The organism is Mesorhizobium sp. IMUNJ 23033 (assembly GCF_044778005.1).
GTDB classification, from domain to species: domain Bacteria; phylum Pseudomonadota; class Alphaproteobacteria; order Rhizobiales; family Rhizobiaceae; genus Mesorhizobium; species Mesorhizobium amorphae_A.
In genome coordinates this window covers 1-19,647 of record NZ_JBJACT010000009.1, presented here as the reverse complement: position 1 = coordinate 19,647, position 19,647 = coordinate 1, and the positions used below count along the sequence as shown (strand labels likewise).

General features: G+C 61.2%; 13 protein-coding genes and 2 pseudogenes. 13 read left to right on the top strand and 2 right to left on the bottom strand.

Annotation, left to right across the window (positions count from 1 at the left end; genetic code table 11):
* Window positions 1–231: 231 nt before the first annotated feature.
* The 4 genes and pseudogenes from ACFX5Q_RS13005 to ACFX5Q_RS12990 form a co-directional block, all read left to right on the top strand.
* A pseudogene (locus ACFX5Q_RS13005) lies at window positions 232–1,086 on the top strand (DUF4158 domain-containing protein); the annotation flags it as partial.
* Between the two features lie 385 nt (window positions 1,087–1,471).
* A pseudogene (locus ACFX5Q_RS13000) lies at window positions 1,472–2,682 on the top strand (anion transporter).
* Between the two features lie 511 nt (window positions 2,683–3,193).
* Window positions 3,194–4,570, top strand: a complete 1,377-nt coding sequence (locus tag ACFX5Q_RS12995; protein WP_404278361.1) for an aspartate aminotransferase family protein — start codon at window positions 3,194–3,196, stop codon at window positions 4,568–4,570.
* A 515-nt stretch (window positions 4,571–5,085) separates the two neighbouring features.
* Entirely contained in the window at window positions 5,086–5,850 is a 765-nt protein-coding gene (locus ACFX5Q_RS12990) for a LuxR C-terminal-related transcriptional regulator (RefSeq protein WP_404278359.1), read from the top strand.
* A gap of 187 nt (window positions 5,851–6,037) precedes the next feature.
* On the opposite strand, the gene ACFX5Q_RS12985 is transcribed toward ACFX5Q_RS12990, so the two are convergent.
* The gene (locus tag ACFX5Q_RS12985) at window positions 6,038–7,135 is read right to left on the bottom strand and encodes a hypothetical protein (RefSeq protein WP_404278357.1); all 1,098 of its coding nucleotides are present in this window, start codon (window positions 7,133–7,135) and stop codon (window positions 6,038–6,040) included.
* An 852-nt stretch (window positions 7,136–7,987) separates the two neighbouring features.
* Between ACFX5Q_RS12985 and ACFX5Q_RS12980 the strand changes: the two genes are divergently transcribed.
* Window positions 7,988–8,578 (top strand): sugar transferase, encoded by a 591-nt coding sequence (locus tag ACFX5Q_RS12980; protein WP_404278355.1) that lies wholly within the window; start codon window positions 7,988–7,990, stop codon window positions 8,576–8,578.
* Window positions 8,579–8,638: 60 nt separating this feature from the next.
* Here the strand turns inward: ACFX5Q_RS12980 and ACFX5Q_RS12975 are convergent, their stop codons facing one another.
* Window positions 8,639–8,887 carry a hypothetical protein gene (locus ACFX5Q_RS12975; protein ID WP_404278353.1) on the bottom strand — a complete coding sequence of 83 codons (249 nt, stop codon included), beginning with the start codon at window positions 8,885–8,887 and terminating at the stop codon, window positions 8,639–8,641.
* Window positions 8,888–9,237: 350 nt separating this feature from the next.
* On the opposite strand from ACFX5Q_RS12975, the gene ACFX5Q_RS12970 reads away from it, so the two are divergent.
* The 8 genes from ACFX5Q_RS12970 to ACFX5Q_RS12935 all read left to right on the top strand — a co-directional run bounded on the left by ACFX5Q_RS12970 (window position 9,238) and on the right by ACFX5Q_RS12935 (window position 19,086).
* Window positions 9,238–10,581 (top strand): O-antigen ligase family protein, encoded by a 1,344-nt coding sequence (locus ACFX5Q_RS12970; protein ID WP_404278351.1) that lies wholly within the window; start codon window positions 9,238–9,240, stop codon window positions 10,579–10,581.
* A gap of 340 nt (window positions 10,582–10,921) precedes the next feature.
* On the top strand, window positions 10,922–11,476 hold the full coding sequence (locus ACFX5Q_RS12965) for a hypothetical protein (RefSeq protein ID WP_404278349.1): 555 nt from the start codon (window positions 10,922–10,924) through the stop codon (window positions 11,474–11,476).
* Between the two features lie 8 nt (window positions 11,477–11,484).
* Window positions 11,485–12,504, top strand: a complete 1,020-nt coding sequence (locus tag ACFX5Q_RS12960; RefSeq protein WP_404278347.1) for a hypothetical protein — start codon at window positions 11,485–11,487, stop codon at window positions 12,502–12,504.
* Between the two features lie 98 nt (window positions 12,505–12,602).
* Window positions 12,603–14,783, top strand: a complete 2,181-nt coding sequence (locus tag ACFX5Q_RS12955) for a pyruvate kinase (RefSeq protein ID WP_404278344.1) — start codon at window positions 12,603–12,605, stop codon at window positions 14,781–14,783.
* A gap of 1 nt (window position 14,784) precedes the next feature.
* Window positions 14,785–15,360: an adenylyl-sulfate kinase gene (locus ACFX5Q_RS12950; protein ID WP_404278342.1), complete on the top strand. Its 576-nt coding sequence runs from the start codon at window positions 14,785–14,787 to the stop codon at window positions 15,358–15,360.
* A 67-nt stretch (window positions 15,361–15,427) separates the two neighbouring features.
* Window positions 15,428–16,870, top strand: a complete 1,443-nt coding sequence (locus ACFX5Q_RS12945) for a cation:proton antiporter (protein WP_404278340.1) — start codon at window positions 15,428–15,430, stop codon at window positions 16,868–16,870.
* Between the two features lie 60 nt (window positions 16,871–16,930).
* Entirely contained in the window at window positions 16,931–18,091 is a 1,161-nt protein-coding gene (locus ACFX5Q_RS12940; RefSeq protein ID WP_404278338.1) for a PqqD family peptide modification chaperone, read from the top strand.
* Window positions 18,088–19,086, top strand: a complete 999-nt coding sequence (locus tag ACFX5Q_RS12935; RefSeq protein ID WP_404278336.1) for a nucleotidyltransferase family protein — start codon at window positions 18,088–18,090, stop codon at window positions 19,084–19,086. Before ACFX5Q_RS12940 ends, ACFX5Q_RS12935 begins: the two co-directional genes overlap by 4 nt.
* The last annotated feature ends 561 nt before the right edge of the window (window positions 19,087–19,647 follow it).

The window sequence follows — 19,647 nt, the reverse complement described above, 5'->3', positions numbered from 1 at the left end:
GAGGTCCATAGCAGGCGCGAAGGGCCACGTCTGCACCCCATCAAGTTGGGGTCAGAACAAGAGCAGTGCGAAATCGTACGCTAACGGGGAACGGAGCGTGAACCATGCCGTAGTGTGGAAACCGGCGCATACGATCCCTGTGGACTGCCGTCGCATCGGGTCAGATTTGATTTCTTCGTGCGCCCGACTCGACAAAGCTCCCGGCCCATTGGTCGTGCACGGAGTCGGGCGATGGGTAAACGGAGGCTTCTCAAGGCTCAAGAACGACTGAAGCTCTTCGATGTGCCGGCTGACGAGGACAGCCTAATCCGACACTATTCGTTGTCGCCGGCCGATCGCCTTGAAGTTGGACTGCGAAGGCGAGAGCACAATCAGCTTGGCTTTGCCGTTCAGCTCTGTCTGATGCGATATCCAGGCAGAGTGCTAGGGCCCGCCGAAATTCCGCCTCGCGCAATGCTCAAGTACGTTGCTGAACAGATCGGCGTCGACCCGGGGCACTTTCGCACTCTATGCGCGCCGTGAAGAAACCCGTCGCGAACACACGGCGCTTGATGGTGTATCTGGGTATGAGAAGCGCGACAGAACAAGACCGTCGAGCTGCTCTATTGGCCGGGATTCAAACGGCCACGATGTCCGACGACGGTGCTGCGATAGTCCGTTCCATTGTTGCGACGTTTCCTGAACGTGGGTCTCTTCTGCCCGCCATCGACACGATCGAACGCATTGGTCTTGCCGCCCGTGCCATTGCTCGTCGACGGGCAGAAAGAGCGCTGATCGAAGAAATTTCGGTCGATACGCTTCAATCATTGGACAGGCTGTTGGAGGTTGATCCGGCGATCGACCAAACCCGCTTTCATTGGCTGCGATCGGCGCCGGATGCGCCTGGTGCGTCAAACCTGGTCCGGCTGACAGAACGCATTGCCTTTCCTGCGTACATTGGAGATCGATCCGAAATTGCAGATGCGCATATCATCTGGACGGTGGGACCAGATGATCCGTGAGGGTAACGCCACGCCGGCATGGTTGGCCAACGATTTCAATGCCAGTCGCCGGCACGCGTTGATAATGGCGCAGGTCATCAAGCTTGATGACCCGAAGCCGTCTAGAGAGGCTAGTGTCTATGAGCCGAACGGCCGTCTTATCGGCGAGGAGTCCTGACGAGGAATTCAGCGTGCCAAGTAGCCGCTCGTGCACCAGAAGCAGACGTCAGGCGCGGCCTGTTGGCGACCTTCATCAAGGGCCGCCGCCGCCAATATTCGATCAGGAATCCAGCCTCCGCTCGGCAGTCGATCAGCCGGACTTACCGCAGCAAGCTCGATCTCTTGTGAGAAGCCGATTCGCTGCGCCGCGGGACGCCCCGCACCGTTGAGCCGATGACTTTCAGTGAACTGTCTGGTTAGCGCTTCCGCTTTGTTGCTCTGTCGCTAAAGGTCGTCGCCTACATCGGGTATAGGCATTGGGACTCTTCGCAATGACATGGACGGGCGCGGGCGCGCTTTTCATTCTCGTGCTCACCTATGCGGGCGTCGCGGTTGGACGCATTCCCGGACTCAGGCTCGACCGCGCCGGCATCGCGCTGCTTGGCGGCGCCGCTATGATCGCCATCGGCGCGATCGGCATCGAGGACGCTTACCGCGCCATCAATTTCGACACCATCACGCTTTTGCTCGGCATGATGATCGTGGTCGCCCATCTGAAGGTGTCCGGCGCATTTCGGGCGCTCGGCGGCTTCGCCATCGAGCACGCGCACGCGCCTTTCATGCTGCTCGTCATGGTGACGCTACTGACCGGCGTGCTCTCCGCCTTCCTGGTCAACGATGCGATCTGCCTGGTGATGGCGCCGATCGTCGTCCACGTCACCCGTGTAATCAGGCGCAATCCGGTGCCTTATCTTATTGCTACCTGCACGGCCTCCAACTGCGGCAGCGTCGCCACCATCACCGGCAACCCGCAGAACATGGTGATCGGCGCGCTGTCCGGCATTTCCTATCCGGCCTTCACCGCAGCACTTGCACCCGTCGCGCTGTTCAGTCTTCTCGCCGTCATCGTCATCATCCGCATCGTCTACCGCGCCGAATTTTCGCGCCCCGCGGAGCTCAGCCCCGAGGTCAATCGCGGCCGCATGCTGCCGGGACAGGTGCTGAAGGCGGCCATCGTCTGCGTGGCGCTTTCTTCGCCGGCGTGCCCGTCGCCAAGGCGGCGCTGATCGCCGGCGCCTTCCTGCTCGTCACCCGCGCGATCAAGCCGCACCGCATCTACCGCGAGATCGACGGCCCGCTGCTCTTCATGTTCGCCGGCCTTTTCGTGGTGGTGGCCGGGGCCGAGCGCACGCTGCTCACGCCCGACATGATCGACTGGGCAAAGACCATCGGCCTGGACGATATCTGGCGGCTCTCCGGCTTCACCGCGGTGCTTTCCAACATCATGAGCAACGTGCCGGCGGTGCTGGCGCTCAGGCCCTTCATCCCGGGCAATCCCGAGCGCGCCTGGCTGGTCGTGGCGATGAGCTCGACGCTCGCCGGCAATTTCACGCTGCTGGGTTCCGTCGCTAACCTGATCGTCGCCGAGCAGGCGAAGGCGGCGGGCAAGGAAGTGTCTTTCATCGCCTTCTTCAAGGTCGGCTTGCCGCTGACGCTTGTGACCCTCGCCGCCGGCACCAGCTGGCTTGCGTTCGGGTTCTAAGATCGACCGATTCCCCGCTCAAACTGGCCCCAAGCTTCTAGATCGTCAACTCCTTAGCGGTTTTGCCGCGCCCCCACATGACGACATGTGGTGTCCACCTTCGGAGTCTAGGACAATAGGAGTCTATTGTCTAATCTACGCGGGTGCACGAAACAGTCCGCTGCGCTCATCGTTAGACACAAAAGACAGCAGCCTGCGATCCATTTGTTCGGGCTGCAAGTTAAGGGCAAATCCTGTCCCCGCAACCAAATACCAAAACGGCCCGCCTCGTGCGGGCCGTTTTGGTATTCGGCTGTTGGTGCCGGTTGATTTTAGCCCTCATCAGGGGCCTGCAAGGAGGCGAAGCCGACGCCGCGGGACTGAAAAAGTCAAATCCTGTCCCCGCAACCAAGTTTCGAAAACGGCCCGCCTTGTGCGGGCCGTTTTCGTTTGTGAACATGCAAGAAGGAAACTGCGCAATCCCAAGTGGAGCAGGCGACAGTTCCCCGTACGCATGCAGACAGGAGCCGTCATGGACACCAGACGCAATTCCCCTGAAGGCCGTGACATACGCTATCATCTGCATGGCTATACCAATGCTCGCAAGCATCAGGAATCGGGCCCGCTCGTCATCGAGAAGGGCGACGGCATCTATGTCGAGGATGTGGCCGGCAATCGCTACATCGAAGCGATGGCGGGCCTGTGGAGCGTAGCCGTCGGCTTTTCGGAAAAGCGCCTGGTCGACGCCGCCACAAGGCAGATGTCGAAGCTGCCCTATTATCACGACTTCGGTTCGAAATCGCATTCGCCGCTGATCGACCTGGCTGAAAGGCTGGTCCAGATGGCGCCGGTCCCGATGAGCAAGGCGTATTTCACCAATTCGGGTTCCGAGGCCAACGACACGGCCATGAAGATGATCTGGTACCGGTCGAATGCGCTCGGCCAGCCGGCACGCAAGAAGATCATCAGCCGCAAACGCGGCTATCACGGCGTGACGATTGCCGCGGCAAGCCTGACCGGGCTGCCTAACAACCATCTGTCATTCGACCTGCCGATCGCCAACGTGCTCCACACGTCGACGCCGCATTACTGGCGCGAGGCCGCGCCGGGCGAAAGCGAAGAACAGTTCGCGAGCCGTCTTGCCGGGGATCTCGAGAAGCTGATCCTTGCGGAGGGACCGGAGACCATCGCCGCCTTCTTCGGCGAACCGATCATGGGCGCCGGCGGCGTTATCGTTCCGCCTGTCGGCTACTGGGAGAAGATCCAGTCGGTGCTGTCGAAATACGACATCCTGCTCGTGGCCGACGAGGTCATCTGCGGCTTTGGCCGGACCGGCGAGATGTTCGGCTCGCAGACCTTCGGCATCAGGCCCGACATCATGGTGCTGTCCAAGCAGATCTCGTCGTCATACCTGCCGATTTCTGCCCTGCTCATCAATGAGGGGGTGTTCGAGCCGATTGCGGACGAGAGCGAACGCATCGGCACGTTCGGGCATGGCTTCACGGGCGGCGGCCATCCCGTGGCCGCCGCCGTGGCGCTGGAGAATCTCAAGCTGATCGAGGAGCGCGACCTTGTCGGCAATGCGCGTGCGGTCGGTGCGCACCTGCAGGCCCGGTTGCGCAGGCTCGCTTCGCATCCGCTCGTCGGCGAGGTGCGCGGCGTCGGTCTGATCGCCGCCGTCGAGCTGGTCGCCGACAAGGCCGGCAAGGCGCCGTGGGGGAAGCCCGGTGCGCTCGGCGCCCAGGTCAACGGATTGCTGCAGCAGAATGGCGTCATCTCGCGCAACATGGGCGACGCGATCGCCTTCTGCCCGCCGCTGATCATCACCGAGGCCCAGGTCGATACGCTGGTCGATGCAGTCGAGCGGTCGCTCGCCGCCGCACTCCCGCAGGTCCGGGCGCAGGGCTGAACAAGTCTGCGTTGCCTCCGGGTTTCATGTGACCGACCGTCGGCGGTGCGAGGCAATGCGCCGGCTAGGGGCGCTGTCGCGCCCATTTTGGAGGGCCGCTCGCCGCATGTGGTCACGGCCGGGGCTTTCGACGGGGGTGTTCAGCTTCCTAGTGTGGCACTCGACGGTGCAATGTAAGGTTGTCATCCTTTCGGATTACATTAGTCACCTAAGATATAATTACCAAATTGTTAACCGGGATTAATGCGAGTTTTCCACAGCACCCTTAGTATGGATTTAGGTAGGTCGGGCTGGGCTACCTAAACGGAGCGTGGCGGGTGGCACCGTACGTCGAGCGTTGGATCGGCGTTTATGCCTACTCCTTGAGATTTACTCCCAGTGAACGTGCAGGGCTGATATGCCGTGGATGAGGCTTATCGGTTCACACGCACGAGAAGCTTTGCGTGGAGCGCAATGCAAAGAAAAAGAGAGGATATAGAGAAAGTAAATCGGCAACGGAGAGGAGGAGTAAGGCTATGGTGTACTCTCAAAATCCCGATTTCTCGAATGGTGCCACAGGGGGCGCAATACACAATGGACATAATGGGCATCTGGCGGATAGCAGTGGTGTCGGCAAGATTGGGCTTGAAGGCGGGAACGAAGGTCTTGTCGTAATCATCGACAAGCGAGCACTTGAGCGGGAATGCCTCGCTCGCGGCCTTGTCGAACACAATCCTAGTTTACGGGTCAGTGCCGTGGGATCGCTCGACGAATTCCACAACATCGCCGACGCGGCCGAACCATCAGCTTTCCTCGTGCTCCTGGGAGCTAAAAGAGTCACCGACCAGAGCGTTCGGGCGGAGCTCTTGCACTTCGTTTCCGAGGTCGGCGCCGTGCCCGTCATCGTGGTCGCGGATTCCGATGAGCCAGGCGAGATTCTCGCGGCGCTCGAGAGTGGTGCTCGAGGCTACATTCCGACAAGTGTGACAGTGAAGGTTGCTGCCGAGGCCACTGGTCTCGCTCGCGCCGGAGGAATCTTCGTACCCGCCAGCTGCGTGCTGGCGCTTCGGGAGATCATCCACGCGACCGCAAGCAGCGCCCGTCCACTCACCGGCATGTTCACCACGCGCGAAGCGGCTGTCGTGGAGGCGCTCAGAAAAGGCAAGGCGAACAAGATAATCGCCTATGAGCTCAACCTTTGCGAGAGTACCGTCAAGGTCCACATCCGCAACATCATGAAGAAGCTGAAGGCTACGAACCGCACGGAGGTAGCCTACAAGCTCAGAGAGATGATGCTTTGAGGCCTACTGGGCCGGCCTGCCAGACCGGCCCCAGGTGATCTGACGCTGGACATTGTCGCCTCGATTTTGGGGCGGTCATCCTTGAGGTCCGGATCGCAGACCTGATGCTCGGAGGTTCCCTCCGGGCCCTCCAACTCTTTACGCGATTCCGGACGGAAAACCGCGACGCACTTTTCCTGGAATCGCCTTAGCGCAACAGATGTGCGCTGGCGCGTGTCCCAGCGCGTCCCCGCTCGATCGTCCCGGACCTTGCCTTCACGATAAATCCGACGCTATCGCGTCCCAGCGCTTCGCCGCGATATGCGGCTTCGGCGGCCTTCAGCCCGCCTGTCAGCTTGCGGATTGCCGGCGCCGCTCCGAGCACGTCCAGCGGCAGGCCCAGTTGACCGCGGGCGGGTCGCTTCGGCGGCCACACCCTCAGGCCGAAGTAGCTGGCGGCCGAGCGGTCGATCTCGCCGCTGAACTGCACCAGCAAGGCGTGGCGCGAGGTCTCCGAAATGCGGCCCAGGCTTTTGATATCCATTGGCGGTCTGTCGGAGGGCCGCATCGCGGCAACGATCACATCCCATTTGCTGTCGGTCAGCAGCGACGGATGTGCAAAAACGCTCACTCTCGCTCCACGATCGCGCAGAGCCTGCTCGATGAATGGTGCACAGGGCGTATCGCAGACAAGAGCGAGTCTTGCGCCGGCTTGCTCGACGCCGGCCTCGTCGAGCATGATGCAGCATAGCCGTGCGAACTCAGGCAGCAGGTTAATGGCCGGATGGCCGAGGTTGGGAGCCACGACCTTGATGCCGGCGTCATCACAGCTGTCGAAGTCCACAATGCCTGGCCGAAGCTCCCATGGTTCGGCCATCAGCGAAACCACAGCATGAGGGGGCAGGAGCTCGATGAGCGATCTCGAGATCGGCCCAACCTGGAGACCGTTGACGAGGAGATCGACGTCATGCCATCCGCGGCTGTCGATGCGGTTCAGCACTTCGACGCGCTTGGAGACGTTGGTGTACTTGGCAAATGCCAAGGTGGCGTCGGCGGCCGTCGCCAGGCTCGGATGTCTTTGGAATTCGCCGGCGAGCGCTATGACACGGCCGGCATCGGCCAGCGCAGCGGCTGTCGCGGCTACCGCCTGGTATCCCGTCGCGGTCCCAACGACCACGGTGAGCCCGGAGAGATCGAGATCGAGCAAGGCTATTTGCTCGCGGACGATGGCAAGTGCTTCCGCGTGGTCGATATCGGGAACATGGCGGGCGACCGGTCTTGCGGGGAACTCAAATGATGAGGGCATGAAGCTGTCCGTCACGTTGCGCGCTCCCCATAGTCAAAATCGGCCGGTAGCGTCCTTTGACGCAGGAAGCCCTGCTTCACAGGATTTCGTCCTGGCGCGGTGCGCACGCCTTCACGCATTGCGTTCACTGACCACCTTAGCCGGCCTGCGCATTTGCAAGCACGGTCCCCCAGGTTTCCTGTCTGCGGAGGAAAGTGATGGCCTGTATCAGGATGGCACTCTCGGCCGCTTCATGACGGATCCAGTTTCAATGCGTCATTCCTGCAAGTAAGGCTAAATTTGCCCGAACCGCTACCACGGCAATCGGATGCCGGTGATACGCCGTTTGGTCGGAAGACTTAACGCCGCAATGGCTGCAACGCACGGACCTGTCCGAACGAATAGGGAGGCGCCATCGGCGCCTGGCCGGCTACCGGTATTGCGCTGGCCGCGTCCGCGCAGCGGCAACAGTCCAGGCCCAGTTTGAGACGGTCACCGTCAGTATTCGGCTGTGCGACGCGGTTCTGGCCTCTCCTGAACGTTCATCTGCGCCTCCCAGGGTGTTGCATCGGCAGACGGCTCTCTACGGCTTGGCTGCCTCCACGGGGCTGACCGCCGCATGACATCGGTTGCCTTGAAATAAGGCTAAGGGGGTAACCGGCAACCGTTAGCTGGCTACCTCCTTTGCGGCTCTTGTCGCGGATGATCCGTCGCTGTGAAGTTGGGCGTTGCAACAGCACTCAAGCTGCAGCAGCACTCAAACAGCGTTCCTGGGCGAAACCCATGACAATCAGTGCATTCGACATAAATCCCCGCAGACCCGGCCTGCACGTCGGCCGGAGCCGTCGTCCACTCGGAGGCCGACGCAAGAGGATGATGGACGTAACGGTCGCTCTGGTCGCGCTTGTCCTGGCCGCTCCGGTCATGCTGATCGTTGCCCTTCTGATATGGGTAACCGATGGCGGGCCGGCGATATTTTCCCACACCCGTGTCGGTTTCAACGGCAAGCGTTTCGCCTGCTACAAGTTCAGGACCATGGTGGCCAACTCCCAGCAGGTTCTGGCCGACTATCTGGCGAACAACCCCGAAGCCGCCAAGGAGTGGGAGCAGAACTGGAAATTCAAGAACGACCCGCGCATCACATTCCTGGGGCGCATCCTCAGGAAGTCGAGCCTGGACGAGCTGCCGCAGCTCATCAACGTGCTGCGCGGGGAAATGAGCTGTGTCGGTCCGCGCCCGGTCGTTCCTGACGAGCTGCAACGCTACGGCGCCTGTGCGGCCGAGTATTTGCAAGCCCGCCCAGGACTGACCGGCCTGTGGCAAGTGACAGGCAGAGACGCAGTAGACTATGCCAGTCGCGTCTCCATCGACAGCCGCTACATCCGAAACTGGTCGGTATGGGCCGATGTCGTCATTCTCGTACGGACGATCTTCGCCGTGATGAGATTCGACCATGCGTCTTGATTGAAGGCGCGTCGCGTCTGAACGGCTTCATGTGGGGCGCCTTGCGGATGCCACGCTCCGTCATTGCTCATGGGTCACGCCACGACGCCATATGGCGCCGAGCAAGAGGCCGAGCACATAGGCGCACTGCAGCGTGGCAACGAGGAGCAGGATCGAAAGCAGGCGCTGCCGATCAAACGGATCGTCGGTACCGCTTGCCACGGCGCTGATGACGACGGTCACGGCCGTGACAACGATAAGTGCAGGTGCGCGAAAGCGAAATCCCAGCAAAATGCCAGTCACGCCGACGGCGACAAGGCTCCAAAGCACGGCGATCTCCTATGAGCGGAAGAACCAATGTGCCGCGCAAAGTCTCCCACATTTTGCGAAGCCGTACCAACATTCAATCCGGTGCACGCCTATCGTCTGTGGTCTGCGCGCCTGGGGCTGCCCTACGCAACCCTCCTCGTGGCAATAAAGGCCTCGGGAAACCGCGCCTCCGTCCCTTGCACAAAAGGCGTAGGTCACCTTGCACCAATGTCACCCTTTCGCTCATTTCCTTGGCTGTCGGCTGAGCCTACGCTGCTTGCTGAAGATATGCGGAGTATTCACCCGCAGTGCGGCAGCATGCCTTGAATTGTTTTACTCGAGCGAATGCTGAGCCACGAACGACCCCTCTCATGGACCGCCAAAAAACGCAGGAAGTAGCGCTTTCGGTGCGACATTCCGCAGACCAACATCCCTTGCTGCAGGCATCCGTTCTGTTGCTTATCGTGTCAATCTGGTTTCCTGGCGCCACGCGGATTGCCGGAACCGATGGGTCGCTTTCCTTCCTGCTGGCTCTGTTCTGCGCTCTGGTAAGCGTCGTCTGCTATGGCGAAACGGCAAGGCGCCTTCATCAGACCGAAGCTGCCCTGGCGGCTGCCGTGCTGACGACATCTGCCTTCATCATCGTTCTTTCCCTTCTATCGATGCTCTATGCAGACAGTCCGCTCCGGACAATGCGCGCAGTTTTCGCGCAGATATTCGGATTTGCCACTATCCCGGCGGTTGCAGCGATCTCTACCAGACCAAAGGGTTTCGAGGCGGTCGACAGACTTGTGATGGCGATGATCATCATGAGCGTCGCAACATCGTGCCTTGTGACGATCGGCCTGGGCGACGCCAAGTTCGCCGACCGGGCTGAAGGATATTTCAAGCATTCGAACCAGTTGGGAATTGCGCTGTCGGCGGGGCTGCCGCTGATCGCCGCGCGGCTGGTCACTGCTCGCAGGCACCGGATTCTCCTGCTGGGCTGTCTTGCGGCGGTGCTGCTGGGCCTGGTGAAATCAGGTTCAAAGACAAATTTCGTTGTCGGCGTGGTCGGTCTCGGAATTTTCTTCGCGCTGTACAGTATCTATCTGGTGATGCGAAAGCAGAGGCCGATAACGGTTATCCTTGGCGTGGTTGCGGCTCCCGTGTTGATCCAGGTGTGTCTGGTCACATTGCAGTCCCTCAATCCACGGGCTTACAAGCTGCTGTCGGTTCAACTCTCCGGAGGTGAAGCGCATTCGATCGTATCGCGGCAGCGATTGTGGTCGATGTCCATCGATCTCGGCATGACGCATCCCTTCATCGGGGTCGGGGCAGGGCAGCCGGTGGGCGACATTGCTCCCCATAGCCACAATCTGTTCATCGATTACTTCAGAACGCTCGGGGTGCCCGGCGTCGCGCTGGTAGCGGTCATCGCCCTGCTGGTCACGGGATATCTGGTCACCGCCGTTCTTTCCACACTGTTCGGCAATGACAGGAGTGAGGACGCGACGGAAGCGAATGTGATGGTGCTCGGTTCATCGGTTTCGGTGTGGAATTACCTCGCCGCAAACCAGATGAGCGATTCCTTCGGCCCATCAACCGCGCCATTCTTCTGGCTGCCCTTGGCGCTGCTCATGGCCTATCGCGGCATGCAACGATCGCTGCAGACCGGCTCTGACGGGCATACAAAGCTCTACGCCACCACTGCGCCGCAGCTATTCGAACGCTGAGGAACAGAAGAGTGGAGGCCTTTTTCCCTGTTTCGTCGACCTTCCAAGAGTCAACTTCACCGGCTGAATCCAAATGACTTCGCATCGTGACCTGGCGGCAAGCCTCCCGCCAAGCGCTGAGGCACGCGCGCTTCTGACAGACATTCGATTTGTGGAATTCTTTGGTCTCCCCGGGATTGGAAAGACAACCGCCTCCAGCCTGCTGGCAAACAGCCTGCGACGGTGCGGTCCGCTGATAGGTGAGGTGCAAATAGCCTGGGGGACAAGAACATTCATCCGCCGGCAGATCTACAGGATCGGCATTGTCGCTCCAAGACTCATGAATCGTGAGTTTCGCTCGTTGGTTGTGCGAATTGCACGCTTTGTCTTCGAAAGCGGGCAATCATCGATCATCGACGCAGTCAAGGTCATCTGGAACTTTTCGGTTCTGGTTGCCTATGTCGAGAACGAGAGGCCAAGAAAAAATACCATCATCATCATGGATCAGGGACTGCTGCAGGGGTTCTGGTCCATCTTGCTGAAGAGCAAGCATCGGGCAACATCCGAGAAATGGCTCGATATCCTGTCCGCCATTGGCGTGCATGACATGGTTTTTGTCCATCTGCGCGGCGAGGCCGGCGTTGCACGCGATCGGCTCCTGACGAGGGGCGACCGGACTTCGCGGATGCAGAGGACGTCTCCCGATCGCGACCTCGATCTCTGGTCGTCGGCCGACCGTGCCTGCCGCGAGATGGCGGCCGTTCTCGAGACGGGAATGCGGACGGAAGATCACGTATTGGCGGCAGTCGACGTGGACAGGTTGGCCTCGCCCGAAGACGTGGCAGAAAGGGCACTTGAGGTCGTGCTTTTGGCCTGCCTCGACAGGCATCGGCTATGCGGTTCGGCTGGCCAATGAGCAGGAGGATGGACCGCCGTTCGTTCATGAGCCTTGCCGGCATGTCGCCCGTATTGGCCCTGTTGCCGCGGTCGTCCAAGGCAGAAGGTGGGCAGGCGCCTCTCCAGTCGGGTGGCAGCGGTACGCAGGTCGTGCTGAGAGGTGAGTACGGCTACGAACAACAGTCAGTTCGGGACCTACAGGCCGGAGCAACAGTCGACGCGCGGAATGCGTCCTTCACAGTCGCCAACAGCAGAAACAGCGACCCAAGTGCTATCATGGGCTGCGATGCGGGGGCGCTGCCGGTCAATCGCTATCCATTTGTCATCCGCAACTGCCCCGACGTCCACTTTGTTGGCGGGCGCTTCAACGGCGAGGTGCCGCTCACGTCGGACTGGCAGGACACCTACTGCAACAGCGCGGCCCTACTTGTCAGGGACGGAAGCACCAATGCGACGATAGAAGGCGTCCGTGCACGCCGCTGCTGGGATGGCATTCGCTTCGCCGAGCGGGCCGACGGTTTTCTGCTCAAAGGATGCTGGCTCAGCGAAATCAGGGATGATGCGGTCGAAAACGACCATCTCTCCAGTGGCACCATCGACGATTGCCTGTTCGACGGTTGCTTCTCGGGGATCAGTCTGGATCCCGCATCGAACGAACGCGACGGGACACAGGAGATCGTGCGGATCGACGGGACACTGATCCGCATGCACGCCTATCTGGCCAAGGGCGACATCACACATCAGGCACCGGTCAAGGCTTCCGACATGTCGCCCAGCCTGAGGATCGCTGGATCGGTTTTTGCGCTGGCTTCGGCAAACATGCGGGGATTTCGCCGCCTGGAACGCACCTGGAAAAAGACCATCGAAAGCCGCGACAATTTGTTGTTGTGGCTGCCCGACGAGCCAATCCCGTCCGCGCTGCCGCTGCCGCCGTCCGGTTTCAGAGTGCTGACGGGCAGCGACGCCCGCGCACACTGGGACAAGGCTCATCTCCAGTGGATCACGGCGCATCAGGACGTGGCCCGGTTTTCCGACGAAGTGCTGTGAGACCGTGCGCACCGTCGGCAGAACCGCGTGCCTGGTCCGGGCCGGTTCACCGTTTCATCAAGTGCATCGCGCAACAGTGAAGACAAAGGTGGGGAGCCATGAAAGCCAGGGAAGTCGAGCTTCTGTGCACGCTGGGTCCGGCGTCGCTCAATGACAAGGTCATCCATTGGTTGGACCGGGTCGGCACTTCGCTTTTGCGCGTCAATTTATCACACACGAAGATTGAGGACCTCGAGCGGATCATCACCTTCATCCAGAAGCGGACGCGCATTCCGATCTGTCTCGATACCGAAGGCGCGCAGGTTCGCACCGGTCCGCTGGTCGAAGGCAAGGTCATGGTGCATGAGAACCGGTTCCTGACCGCCCGTGCGCGGCCGGTGGCGGGCGACCAGTTCAGCATCAGCTTCTACCCGGCATACATCGTCAACAAACTTCAAGTCGGCGATTTCATCAGCATCGATTTCAACGCTGTCCTGACCCAGGTCGTGGAGAAGGACAACGAGGCAGTGATCCTGAGGGTCCTGAACGGTGGGGAGCTCGGTCAGAACAAGGCAGTAACGGTGCAGCGCACGCTCGATATGCCGCCCCTGACCGAAAAGGATGTGGCCGCCATCGCGATCGGCCGCCGGATGGGGATACGCCATTTCGCGCTTTCCTTTGCGCATCGCGCTTCGGACGTCGATGGGATCCGGGCCAAGGCCGGGCCCGGCGCGATCATCATCTCCAAGATCGAATGCCTGAGTGGCTTACGCAATCTCGCAGCCATAGCCGAGAAGTCAGACGCAATCCTGATTGACCGCGGCGACCTGTCCCGGGAAGTCCCGATCGAGCAGATCCCCGCAGTTCAGAAGATGATCATCCGAAATGCGAAGGCGCATGGCGCGAAGGTCTATGTCGCAACGAACCTGCTGGAGTCGATGACGAGCGCGCCAACGCCGACCCGCGCCGAGGTCAACGACGTCTACAATACATTGGCGGACGGCGCCGACGGCCTCGTCCTGGCGGCGGAAACAGCCATCGGTCAATATCCGGTAGCCTGTGCCAGGATGGTCGTCAAAGTCGCCGAGCAATTCCGGCGGAATATGGCCGGCGGCGCCCACGCCATCCGAGTGCGTCCGTCATCGCTGCACGCCGGTGTCGAGCCTCATGGCGGGCGCCTGGTCATTCGGACGCTGGGACCGGCGGAAGATCTGGAAATCAATGACTTGCCGACGGTCACGGTCGCAGATGAGGACTTGACCGACGTCGAGCAGATCGCCCGCGGCACCTTCTCGCCGCTGTGTGGCTTCATGGACAAAGGGTGCCTGGAAAGCGTACTTGAACACAACCGGCTTCCCTCGGGATTGGCCTGGACGATGCCGGTTGTGCTGGCTGTTCCCAAAGAAACCGCAAGCCGATTTTCGAATGGTGACCGCGTTCTGCTTTGCAGCAAAAGCGGATTGTCGCACTCCGTTCTCGACATCTCCGAAACCTACGAGTTCGATCCGGAGCTGCTCGCGCGCAAATGGTTCGGCACGGACTCGCGCGAGCATCCAGGTGTCGCCCGCGTGCTTGCGCGCGGCGGACATTTCCTCGCCGGCGGCATCACCCTCATCCAGCCGCTGCCTTCGCCGTACCGGCGCTACGACCTGACGCCGGCCCAGCTGCGCACGGTCTTTGCGCACAAGGGCTGGACCCGGGTGGTGGCCTTCCACAGCCGCAACCTGGTCCATCGTGTCCACGAAGTGATCCAGATGGCCGCCCTGGAGCGCACCTACGCGGACGGCCTGTTGATCAATCCCGTGGTCGGAAATGCCAAGCGCGGCGATTTTATGCCGCATCTTGTCCTCGACGGCTACCAGGCCATGCTCGACTACGGCATTTACCCGCCGGGCAAGGTGGTGCTCGCAAGCTTCATCACCTACCCGCGATTTGCCGGTCCTCGCGAGGCGGTTTTCACCGCCCTTTGCCGCAAGAACATGGGCTGCAGCCATTTCATCATCGGACGGGATCACTCGGGTGTCGGCGGTTTCTACGGCGCCAACGAGAGCAGGGAGCTGTTCGATGAACTGGGCGACATAGGCATAGAGCCGATCTTCTTCGATGCCATCGGCTACGACAGCCAGTCCGAGAGCTATGTCGACCTGAACGCCTGCAAGGCCGCGACGCCCATCAGCGGCTCGGAGATTCGACGCGCCTTGCGGGCGGGAGAAGCGCTGCCGAACTGGATGATGCGATCCGAGGTGCAGGAGGTGGTGCGCGCCGAGGTGATGATGAAACACGCGCTGTTCCAGGAATAGGATGGGAACGATGGCCAACGGAGTGAAGCATTTCGGGCTGCCGCGGCCGGACCGCGAATATCCTGAACCGGGAACGGTGCTATGGCTGCTCGGACCAACCTCCGCCGGCAAGACGACGCTGGCGATGCGCGTCGTTGCGGATTTGCGACGGCTCGGGGTTCCGGTCATTCTCTTTGACGGCGACGAGGTCCGCGGGTTCTTCGGAGCCGACCTTGGGTTTGGCACAGACAGCCGGTTGCGCGTGGTCTCGGTGCTGGTGCATCTGGCCAACAAGGCGGCCGATGCCGGCCTGCACGTCGTGGTCGCCGCGCTGACCGCAGGGCAAGATGCTCGCGAGCATGTTCGCGAAAATGTCAGAAACCTGACGATCGGCTACGTCGCCTGCTCCGTCGAGACCTGCGCGCAACGGGACCCGAAGGGCCTGTATCGCAAGGCAATTAGCGGCGAGATCGATACCCTCATCGGCTACAACAGTGAATATCGGCCGCCAGACAGCCCGGACCTCGTTCTCGATACCGAGGCGCATTCCGTGGATGAGCTCTCAGCGCGGATCGTTGCCTCGTATGTCTGGAACTGACCCCGGTGTGCCGGCCAGTGGCATCCCATCTTCATCCTCTGAGCGCGTCGGCAACTGAGGCGGCGGCATGAACGATTCCGAACTCGCGCGTTTCTTTCTTTCCCTGGTTCTGCTGCTCATCGGCGCATTGGGCGGTGGCCTTGTGTTCGAGCGACTGAAGCTGCCGCGCGTGATTGGCGAAATCGCCGGCGGAATTGTGCTCGGCCCGTCCGTGCTGGGGCTTGTCTCGTCCGAAGCGCACAAATGGCTGTTTGCCGGGTTCCCCGCGCAGGGTGCCTTGCTCTCCGCCTTCTACTGGCTGGGCCTGGTGCTGCTGATGTTCACCGCCGGCTTCAAGATGCAGGCGGAAGGCATGGAAGGATCGGGCCGCATCATACCGGCGCTGGTGATCGGCGCGCTCGTGGTTCCGTTCGCGTGTGGCTATGCGGGCGCGCCGCTGTTTGCGGACGCACAGGCGGGCGATGACCTTGCGTTCAAGCTGGTGATGGGTATCGCTGTGGGCGTCACGTCGATCCCGGTCATCTCGCGCATCTTCCTCGATCTTGGCCTGATGAACAGCTCCTTCGCGCGCAACATCATCGGCGCCGCGACCATCCAGGATCTCATCCTCTGGAGCATGCTTGCCATCGCCACGGCGGTGCAGAACGGTGACGCCGCCGACGCGGGCGGCATCGGGCGTGTGATCGCCGTCAATCTCGCCTTCGTGATCGTCTCGCTGTTCTTCGCTCCGGCAGCGGCACGTGCGATTCGTCGAAGCGTCTTCGGCAAGTTCAGCGAAGCGTCTCTCACCGGCTACACCATGCTGCTGTGCCTGGTCTTCGTCGCGGCCGCGAGCCTCTTGAAAGTGAACGTCATCTTCGCCGCGCTTCTGGCGGGGCTCGTGATGGCGCGTTTTCCCTCGCGGCATCTTGCTCCGGTGAAACAACATATCGCCGACATCTCGATATGGTTTTTCGTGCCGATCTACTTCGCGCTGGTCGGCTTGCGGCTCGATCTGGCGCATCAATTCGACGGCCTGCTCACGCTCTTCTTCATCGTTGCCAGCACGGCCATCAAGCTGGTGAGCTGCACCATTGCCGCCAGAGCAGCGGGTACCGACTGGGCCAGGGCTTTCGACTACGGCGTCGCCATGAACACGCGTGGCGGACCCGGCATCGTGCTGGCGAGTGTGGCGTACGCCGCCGGCATCATCGACGAGCGCATGTTCACCGCGCTGGTGCTGGCGTCGATACTAACCTCGCTTGCCACCGGGCTCTGGTTGCGCTGGCGGCTGGCGCGTGATTCCGAAGCGTTCGTCGAATTGGCGAGACCATCACCTGCCGGCATGCGCGGGGCGGCGAGCCTGGCATCGACGATCGCAGACTTGCTGGTCCGGTTTTCCCGGTCGTCGTCAGGCCGAGACCGGCACGCCGCTGCCAACCCTTCCGGTCCGGGACCGGATGGACCTGAGCTTTCAAAGCAATCGAATGAGCGAAATGAACTCCTGCCGAAAGGGCGCTTCGCCCATTGAATGCGCCTGCCCAGCGACAGATCAGATCGTCGCATTGGTTGACTGGAGGACGACCACCCGATGAATCAGCACCAGGCGGTTGACAGAACCGTGGCGTCAGGCGCCACCGATTACAGCGCGGCCGCGTTCGTGATCCAGGGGCGCCTGACGCGCATCCGTGGGCAAAACATTCTGTTCAGCTCCTGCCGGCAGGCCATTTTCGCCGTCAACGATACGGCTGCCGACATCTGGCGCTCTCTGGAAGAAGGCATGCCACCGCACGCCATCGCGTTCGAGATTGCGCGGAGCGGCGTCGACAGGCGTGAGGCAGACAGGCATGTCGAGGCGGCGCTCGAGGATTGGCAGCGGCTGGACTTGATACGGCCCTGTGCGCCATTGTCTCCACCATCGGCCCGCGAGCATATAAGCCAGGTGGTCGGCGTTGCGGGTCTTTATGTACGCATCGTCTATCCGGCAGCCCGCGCCTTCCCCGCGATCACCGCATTTCGCCATCTCGAGGTTGAAAGAGAGGCTGCCGACGTTCTGCTCCGGGTCGTCGAGGGCGAGGGGCGGATTCACCTGTTTCGGGATCGCGACTGGATCCTGTCCTGCTCGCCCGACGAACTTCCCGTTATGCTGAAAGGGCAGCTGCTGACCGAGGTTCTCGATCACGGCGCCTATGAACTTGCTGTCCATGCGGCTGCGCTTCTCCGAAATGAACGTATCGTGCTTCTTTGTGGCAATCCGGGCGCGGGCAAGACAACGCTGACCATGGCCTTGGTCCACTCGGGGTTCGGCTTCGCCGCTGACGATGTGACGCTGCTTGACTCAAAGGGCCATGGCGTGGGTCTCCCGTTTGCTCCCGCGGTCAAGGCCGGAGCTTGGCCCCTCCTGGCCGAATACTGCCCCGATCTCGGCGCTGCTCCAGTCTTTCGCCGTCCGGACCGCAGACGTGTGCGCTTTGCCGTACCCAGGGAGTTCGTCCCGGCACCGGCTTCTCCTCTACCCATCGGCTGCGTGGTGCTGCTCCGGCGAGGCCGCGACTCGAAGGCTTGCCTCGCGCCGATCGACCCAGCCAGCGCATTGCGTGGCTTGCTCAACGGCGCCTTTTCGCCCGGCGGGGATTTGAGCGGCACGGCGTTCGACGTGCTGACCCAGATCATCGGATCGGCGCAGACCTATTGCCTGACCTATTCGAGGCTCGATGATGCAGTCGAGCTGATCACGAAAGCCTGCCGATGATGATGCGCAGGGGCAACGCACTTGAGGCATTGATCGCCGGGCTTCGCGGTTGTCCGGCCGACAAGGCCGACTGGCAGGCAGTGATTGCGCTGGCAAATCACACTCTGCTCACACCCGACTTGTTCTCGTCCCTCGCCCGTGCCGGCCAGATCCACCGGCTGCCGCAGGAGGTGCGCGAATACCTGGAGTTTGTTCACGACTGCAATCGGGAACGGAACCTGCGCCTGCGAACCCAACTGAGTGAAGCCGTTGCTGCCCTCAACCGCCGTGACATCGTTCCGGTCCTGCTCAAGGGAGCGGTTCCCCTGTTTCTATCCCCGGCAGGACAGGTTCCCAGCAGGATGACCAGTGATCTCGATCTGGCTGTGGCGCCGGCCGAAGAGGCAGCCGCGCAAGCCTGCCTTGAAGAGCTAGGATATGTCCAAGTTCCGGGCGATCGAGGCGCGACCCGCCAGCAAGATGCTGGAATGCTGGAGCTTCGGCCGAGCCGACCAAACCACCTTGAACGCCCCAAGCCCGTCCAGCGAGACGGTCTTCGGGTGGAAATTCCTCCCGCGCAGTCGCGGGCCTTGCACTGGATCGTGCACGATCTTCTCAAGGAGGGGGACTACTGGCGCGGACGGATTGATCTCAGGCACCTTCACGATCTGGCACGATTGGCGGAAAGCGATCACGTGGATTGGACGGCACTGCAGGCATCGGTGTCGGATCAAAGCGCCCGCAATGCGCTCGATACTCAGCTCCTGGCCTTGCACCATTTCTTCGGGACCGGGATTCCGGCAAAGTGTGCGCAGCGCCCGATGGTCCGTTTTCAGCACTGGAGGCGCATCTTCACGGCGACACACCCCATCATTGGCGCGCCCTTGCGCCTGGCCGGCAATCTGGCGTGGGGCGCATGGCGGCTTTCGCGTGCCGACGGTCTGGCGCGACTTGGTCCGTTCGATCTCGCGCGCCGCATCGCTCGCACGCTCTTGGAGGCGCGCACGAAAATCTAAGCCTTTTGGAGAGCTTGTGCCTCTATTCTGGAATTCCTAAAGTAAATTCGTCAAAATACGGGGTTATGACATGGCACCCGAAAGTAAAGGGCAATCGGAACGGACGCAGGAGAGCCTGGTCTCAGAAGCTCAAGCGCGCCGAGACTTTCTCAAGAAGGCAGGGCGTTTTGCTGCGGTGACGCCGCCGGCCATAACACTTTTGCTCGGCACAAGCTTGAACTCCAAAGCGATTGCCAAATCGGGTGGATCACGCCCGGGTCATGGCTGGGGGGACAAGAACCACGTTCACCTCGGCCCTCCGGGCCAGCTCCGCAAGCTCTTCAACCGTCGTGGTCATGGTCACGGAAAATAGGGATTTCGAGGTAAGGCATTAGAGCGGTTCATCGTTTCACGGAACCGCAGAACCGCTCTATCTATTTGTTTTGACGCAATTTCGGACGGAAACTGCCACGCACTTTTCCTGGAATTGCTCGGGTCTTTCATTTAACAGCCCGGACCGCTCGCGGCACACCAGAGTGCCGCGAGATGGCTCTTCTCTCCCCCTCCTCGCCCCCAAAACAG